General features: G+C 69.2%; 4 protein-coding genes and 1 pseudogene. 2 read left to right on the top strand and 3 right to left on the bottom strand.

Translation table 11 applies throughout. The features are described from left to right. Window positions 1-13 precede the first annotated feature (13 nt). Window positions 14-334 (top strand): annotated as a pseudogene (locus tag WD271_03365) (IS256 family transposase). A 463-nt stretch (window positions 335-797) separates the two neighbouring features. Here WD271_03365 and WD271_03360 read toward each other — a convergent pair. The 3 genes from WD271_03360 to WD271_03350 all read right to left on the bottom strand — a co-directional run bounded on the left by WD271_03360 (window position 798) and on the right by WD271_03350 (window position 4,979). Beyond that, window positions 798-1,169 carry a cupin domain-containing protein gene (locus tag WD271_03360; GenBank protein ID MEX1006863.1) on the bottom strand — a complete coding sequence of 124 codons (372 nt, stop codon included), beginning with the start codon at window positions 1,167-1,169 and terminating at the stop codon, window positions 798-800. A gap of 47 nt (window positions 1,170-1,216) precedes the next feature. Next, entirely contained in the window at window positions 1,217-1,630 is a 414-nt protein-coding gene (locus WD271_03355) for a nuclear transport factor 2 family protein (protein MEX1006862.1), read from the bottom strand. 130 nt (window positions 1,631-1,760) lie between these two features. Next, entirely contained in the window at window positions 1,761-4,979 is a 3,219-nt protein-coding gene (locus WD271_03350) for an AAA family ATPase (protein ID MEX1006861.1), read from the bottom strand. A gap of 274 nt (window positions 4,980-5,253) precedes the next feature. Between WD271_03350 and WD271_03345 the strand changes: the two genes are divergently transcribed. Beyond that, on the top strand, window positions 5,254-5,796 hold the full coding sequence (locus WD271_03345; GenBank protein ID MEX1006860.1) for a TIGR03086 family metal-binding protein: 543 nt from the start codon (window positions 5,254-5,256) through the stop codon (window positions 5,794-5,796). The last annotated feature ends 61 nt before the right edge of the window (window positions 5,797-5,857 follow it).

Below are 5,857 nucleotides of genomic sequence, written 5' to 3'. Positions count from 1 at the left end.
AGCCGACGGGTATATCGAGGCTCTGACCGGCGAGGTCGACGAGGACGGCAAGCGGTTGGTGGTCCGCAACGGGCACGCGATCCCGCGGACGGTCACGACGGTGGCGGGCGGGATCGAGATCCGCGCGCCGCGGATCAACGACCAGCGCGTCGATCCCGAGACGGGCGAGCGCCAGGGGTTCAAGAGCTCGATCGTGCCGCCGTGGTGCCGCAAGTCCCCGAAGGTCACCGAGGTCCTCCCGCTCCTCTATTTGCATGGGATGTCGAGCGGCGACTTCGTGCCCGCGCTCGAAGGGTTCTTCGGTTCCGCCGCTGGCTTGTCGGTGACGCGCGTCGTCTAGTCCGCGAAAGTCCGCCGGCACTCTCCGAGCGCATGACTTCTACGGTGAATGCGTAGGAGTCCGCGGGTCATGGCGGGCCCGATCGTCGGACGCGTGTGATTGATGTGCGACGACGAGGCAGCGAACGGGCGCAGCGGGCCAGTCGCCCAAGGTGCGTGTTGGCGGGGCAGCGCGCAAGACCGTCGGCCCGCAGTCCGCGTGGAGTCCGCGCGACGATGCGTAAGGACGGTCAACGGCGTGAACCCTGGGCCGCGTCTCGGCAGGTCAGAGAGGCGGCCGCGTCACGTCGAGCGCGTGACGTCTACGTGCGATACGTAGAAGCGTCGCATCTGACGTTGCGTCAGGTCCGAACGGCGCGCCGAAAACGTTCGCGAGGTCGAAGTCGCGGTTCGAGTCCGCTCACCTCGCCCGGCTCGAGAGCTCGACGCGGCGCTGGGCGATGATCCGACTACGCGCGTCACGTGCTCTGGGCCATGTTCCTCTCGACGACCTCGAGTGTTTCGCGGAGCGCGTCCGTCGGGCTGAACTCGATGACTTCGGTGCCGGCGTAGAGATAGGGGAGATGCCCGGGGGGCATGTAGTAGGCCTCGCCGGCTTCGATGGTCGTCTCGCCGTCGTCGTTGGTGAACTTGACCTTGCCTTTGAGCACGACACCCCAGTGCGGGCACTGGCAACGGTCGTCGGGGAGCCCCTTGAAGAGCTCCGCGAGATCGGCGTCTGCGGTGTAGGTCTCGAACCCGACCGTGTAGTCGGCGAGCTCGCCGAACCGGCCTTCGTAGCCTTCGAGCTCCAGCGTGTCGGGGGCATCGTTCTTGTTGAGCTTGGGCATGGCTTGTCCTTTCGGTGCGGTTGCCGTCGGTCGTATCGGAACGTGGGTCACCAGCGCACCATGGGCGCTTCGGCCTTCTGGCGGGCGATCGTCTCGGGGCTCCACATGCCGCCGCACCAGATGACGTGGTTGCTGATGCGCGTGCCGTCGCCGTGGAGGATGTCGACCTGGCGGCAGAGGTGGTCGTTGTCGCCTTCGCCTGCGTGCATCTCCCATTCGACGACGACCCCGCCGACGGTGGGTGTCGCCCGGACCCACTCGACTCGGAAGTTCTGGAAGTGGGAAATCTGCTCTTTGAACCAGCCGATGAGCGCGTCGGGTCCTTCGAGCTGGAAGCGCCACGACGGGACGTGCACGTCGAGGAGCACGTCGGGCGTGTAGATCTCGGCGAGGCCGTCCCAGTCGCCGGTGCGGTAGCAGCGTTCGACGTGGCCGGCGAGGGTCTCGGTCTTGGTGGCCATGGCGCTCTCCTGTTTGTGCAAGTCGCCTGCGTCCTCTTGACGCAGGTCGTTCACGGAGGAGGCGCCAGGTTGCGCCTCGCGACTGCTAGGCGACGGCTGGTCCGCAACCGGTGGGCGCGAGGGGGCCGGGTCAGCGCGGCGAGGAGTGGGTGGCGCGGGGCCGGTAGGAGCAGAACGTGCCCGTGCTGATGCTGTCTTGGAGGTGGGCGCCGAGCTCGGGGTGCACGAGTGCGATGCGGCGAAGCGCGTCGCGAATACGCCACGTGACGGCTTTGCGGGCGCGTTCGACGTCGTCGGTCATCGGTCTCGACCGGCCGCCGAGGCCTGCAGTGGCCGCCAGCTCGGCCAGGAGCAAGTCGAGCTCCTCCCGTGCTCTTGCGGCGCGTTCGATGTCGTGGGCCGCTTCGGCTTCGTCGATGTCGGTCTGCAAATCGGTGACGCGGGAGCGGTAGGCGGCCTTCGCGCGTTCGTCGAGGACAGGTTCCGCAGGCGCCGGTCGGTTCGCGAGGTGGTCGCGCCGAAGGGGTGCAGCGCCCTCGGTGGCCGCGACGATTTCGGTGACGTGGATCTCGGTCTCGGGTTGCCCCAGCAGCCAGGAGATGTCACGGAGGCCCTTGGAGTCGCGCAGCGCGACGGTACGGCCCGCATAGGTCAGGGTCCAGAGCTCGCCGTCGCGGCGAAACACGGCGAGTGGCCCGACACGATCGCCGGCACGGGAGGAGGGAGCCGCGGCGAGATGGTCGAGGCCCACGCCGCGATACAGGTCGGCGGCCTCGGCGAGTCGGTCGTCGTCGTCGTCGAGTTCGGCCAACGCAGCCAAGGAGTGGGCGAGCAGGAGCGGCATGCCGTTCCGCCGGTGAACTTGCGCCGCCAGCTCCAGATGGCGTGCCGCGGCTTCGGGTCGGTCGGCCACCGCGGCGAGACGTCCTAGCCAGTGCGCGATGGAGCCGTGACAGCCGGCACCGATGCCCTGGATGCCGAAGAGAGATTCGTAGGCGAGCAGCTCGTCGTAGATGGGCACGGCGAGCTCGGCGTCGTCGAGCTCGGCCGCGCCCAGTGCCAGCCAGCACATCGCGCCCAGCCATTGGCCGTCGCGCGGGAGCGCGCGTAGCTCGGCGGGTGTCGGGCGCGGCACCGACGTGTCGCGTGCGAGCGCGGCAATGATTCGGCCGACAAGGGTCGGGCTCGGCCCGAGATCGGGCAACGACTCGACGAGTGGGCGCCACAGCGCGTCGACGGCGTCGAAGTCCTTGCGGTGCGCGTTGACCATGATGCGCGCCACCCATGCCTGGATGCGCGCGTTGGTGCTGTCCGCTCGCGCGCCGATCGCTTCGGCCTCGTCGGCGTAGGCGAGGCAGTCGTCGAGCCGTCCTCCGACCAAGGCGCGTGCGCCGCGCCAGACCGGGACGTACACCGAGTACACGGGTTGACGCAGCTGCTCGGCGGTTTGCGAAAACGCGTCGGCCTCTCGCCACGCGGCCGTGAGGTCGCCGCGTTCCATGAGTGCGACGAGTAGCAGCCGGCGGGCCAGCAGTTCCTGCGCGGAGTCGCCGGCACGGAGTGAAAGGTGGACGGCTTCGGAGGCGGCAGCAATTCGGTCGTCGACGAAGTCGGCGGCTGCGATCGCGTCGCACTGCGCGGCGAGCGCGTGCGCGAGCACGTGGTGGTCGTCGACTCGGCGCGCCATCGCCACCGCGGCGCCGCTCAGTTCGCGGCGTCGTTCCTCGGATTGCAGAAACGACACCGCGACGGAGAGGCGGGCGAGCAGCGCCGCCCGCACCGCCGAGTCCTCGTCCGGAAGCTCGGCGAGAGCCTCCTCGAGCAGGGTGATCTGCGCGGCGTCGAACATCCGGACCTCGAAGCCGCCCAGCCCGGCGGCGAACCCGAGCGCGGCGCGGCTCAGATCCTCGGGCTCGCCGCGCGTTCTCGCGAGCTGCGCGGCTTCGGCAAACGATGTGCGGGCCGCCTCGACGTCACCTGCGCCCATCAGGGCTTCACCCAGCGCGATCAACAGTGCGGTTCGCGGCGCGGCATCGCGGCCGCTCGTCGCGAGCGACTGGAGCGCGGTCCGGAAGTAGCTCGCCGCCCGCTCGTAGGCCAACTGCGTGAGGGCTTGATGTCCGGCGCGTTCACAAGCCCAGACCGCGCGTGTGCCGTCCGCCGCGCGCAGAGCATGCGTGGCCAGGTCCGCGATGCGTTCGTCGTCAGTCGCGCCGAGGACCTCGAGCGCGTCGGCCGCCCGCTCGTGAAGTTCGATGCGCCGGGCCGACGGGAGGTCCTCGTAGATTGCATCGCGCATCAACGCGTGCGAGAAGCGAAACACCGCGGACCGCGTGTCTTCGGGGAGGGTGACCCGCACACGAGTTGCCTCGTCCAACAGCTCGAGCACCTCTTGCTGTTCGCGCCCGACCGACTGCGCGAGGACCTCGACATTGAAGTGCGCTCCGAGCACGGCGGCCATGGCGAGGAGGTCGCGGCAGGGCTGGGAGAGGCGCCGCAGCCGGTCGTGCATCACGGCTCGGATTCCCTCGGGGACCGAAAGTTCGGCCGGCGCGATAGCAGTATGTGTGCGCAGCAATCGCCCGAACTCTGCGACGAACAGTGGGTTGCCCCTACTGCGCGTGAAGACAGTGTCGATGAGCTCATCCGAGGCGGTCTCGCCCGCGGTCGAGCTCAACAGAGCGCCGACCTCGTCTCGGCACAGTCCCGCGATCTGCAGCCGCGGGCTCGTGCGCATCGCGTCCCACAGCAGCCGGCCGACGTCACTGGCCGGATCGACATCAGCATCACGGTATGTGCTCACCAGGAGGAGCCGGACCCCACGCAGCTCCGGGACGAAGAAGCGCAAGAACTCAACCGAGGGCACGTCAGCCCAATGCACATCATCGACGACGACGACCATCGGGCTCGCTGTGCACGAATGCGTCAGCAGGGTGGTCATGCTGTCGAACAGGCGGAAGCGGGCCTGATCACCTCCCAGCTCGTCGAGTGGTTCATCCGTCTCGACCAAGCGCTGCGCGTCGGCCACCCGCGACACCAATGACGAATCGAGCTCGCAACTGCAGCCCTGTTCGATGCACGAGCGGATGACCTGGACCCACGGCCAGAATGCCGGGCCGCCACCATCCTCCCGGCATGTCGCCCAGTTGACGCATGCGCCGCCCCGGCGAGCGCGCACGGTGAACTCCTCGACGAGGCGGGTCTTGCCGATCCCGGGCTCTCCCGCCACGAATACCGCGCCGCCGTAGCCTTCTCCGGCCGCCGTGAATGCGGCGAGCAGCACGTCGAGCTCCTCGCCGCGACCGACAAATGACTGGGCGGTCGCCTTGGGGAACTCGACGTGCGTCACCCTCATTACGCTAAACGCCGGTGGTCACACGCGCCGGTCCGTCCGCCGACCCCTGGGACGCGCCCCGGCGGCCTGCGAGCAGGCCGACGTAGCGATCTTCTTCGCGCCTCCACACGGCACTTGCGCAGCTCGCGGACGCCTGACGATCGCGCCCGCAGGCCCGGCACGGGTGCGTCGATCCGGCGCGATCAGCAAGAGGCGCAGTGTGAGTAGCGCCCGTCATCATTTCAGCGTAGTCTCAACTGAGCAGGTTCTGAAGTGAGTGGGGGTGCCGATGGATACGGTGGTGTTGTTCGAGCGGTCGGCGTCGAACGCGGCGTCGCTGGTGGGGCAGGTACCGGCGCAGCAGCGTCACGCGCCGACCCCGTGCGCCGCGTGGGATGTCGAGGCGCTCCTGGCGCACATGGTGGGCGGGACCGGGTACCTGCTGGGTGCGTTGGGTCTCGCCGGCGAGCCGGTCGGGACAGATGAAGAGTCGTATCGCGCCGCGGTGGCGCGTTGCGTGGAGGCGGCGCGGGTGCCCGGCGCGCTCGAACGGCGTTGCATGTCGCCGGCGGGGTTCGAGTGGTCGATCCGTGAGGCGGCGGCTGGGACCGCGATGGACCAGCTGGTGCACACCTGGGATCTCGCGGTCGCGATCGGTGCCGATCGCCGGCTCGACCCGGAGCTCGTGAGCGCATGCGTCGACATGTTCGTGCCCCAGATGCCCGACATTGGCAGGCAGGCCGGCATCGTCGGCCCCGAGATCCCGGTGGCGGCCGATGCGTCGCCACAGGACCGGCTGCTCGGCGCGATGGGACGGAACCCTGAAGCCTGACGAGTCTCTCGATGAGGCAGTGCGGGCGATGGGGCATCCCGGCCGGGGGGGGGGGGGGGGG

It is taken from the genome of Acidimicrobiia bacterium (genome assembly GCA_040880805.1).
In the GTDB taxonomy this organism is placed as follows: Bacteria; Actinomycetota; Acidimicrobiia; order IMCC26256; family DASPTH01; genus DASPTH01.
The sequence above is the reverse complement of the archived record's forward strand: the minus strand, read 5'-3'. Positions and strand labels throughout refer to the sequence as shown.